The following is a 925-nucleotide window of genomic DNA, read 5'->3' on the forward strand; positions in this document are numbered from 1 at the left end:
CACCTAACTCATCACTACTACAATATACTTATGGGTAATCCCCTTACATCCAGTAAGGATTTATCCATCTCATTACTTAAACTGTTAGAATGTAGGATGCAATGGTATATCGACTTCATCACTAGGACTTAGCGTCCGTACTTTAGACTGATAACCAGCTCCTCATTCACAGTGTTCGTTTTATGCAGGTTGAATCACATTAAGTGCATTCGTGTCACACACAGTAGTTTGAGCAGGTAATGAGTAAATCTGGTATTTATCCATTGTAATATTTTTAAGGAGTGACAAATTTATGAACGCAGTAGGTATTGATGTTTCAAAAGGTAAAAGCATGGTTACAATTCTAAGACCATTTGGTGAGATTGTATCCTCTCCTTTTGAGATCAAGCACACATCCAGTGATATCCTTTCACTAATTAAACTTATTCACTCTATCGAAGGTGAATCACGAATTGTAATGGAGCACACCGGACACTATTACGAAGTACTTGCTCAGCAATTTTCAGCAGCTGGTCTGTTTGTCAGTGCTGTTAATCCTAAGCTAGTCAAAAACTTTAATAATGACTCTCTTCGTAAAGTTAAATCTGACAAAGCTGATTCCATCAAGATCGCCCGCTATGCTCTTGACAAATGGCAAAATCTTAAACCATATAGTATTGTGGATGAATTGCGCACACAACTAAAGGCCATGAATCGTCAGTTTCATTTCTATGTGAAACAAAAAACGGCTATGAAAAATAATCTTATTAATCTCATTGACCAGACATACCCAAATGCAAATACTTATTTTAATAGTCCACCCCGCAGTGATGGCTCCCAAAAATGGGTTGATTTTGTCTATACGTATTGGCATGTAGATTGCGTTCGTAAAATGTCTCTAAATTCTTTTGTTAAACACTATCAAAACTGGTGCAAGCAAAAAAAA

At 36.5% G+C, this 925-nt stretch carries 1 protein-coding gene; it reads left to right on the forward strand.

What is annotated here, in order from left to right; translation table 11 throughout:
• Positions 1-292: 292 nt before the first annotated feature.
• A partial coding sequence (locus tag DWZ76_RS15355) for a transposase (RefSeq protein WP_146143935.1) occupies positions 293-925 on the forward strand: 633 nt, incomplete at its 3' end.

The organism is Clostridium sp. AF35-15 (genome assembly GCF_003477745.1).
Lineage (GTDB): Bacteria > Bacillota > Clostridia > Lachnospirales > Lachnospiraceae > Otoolea > Otoolea fessa.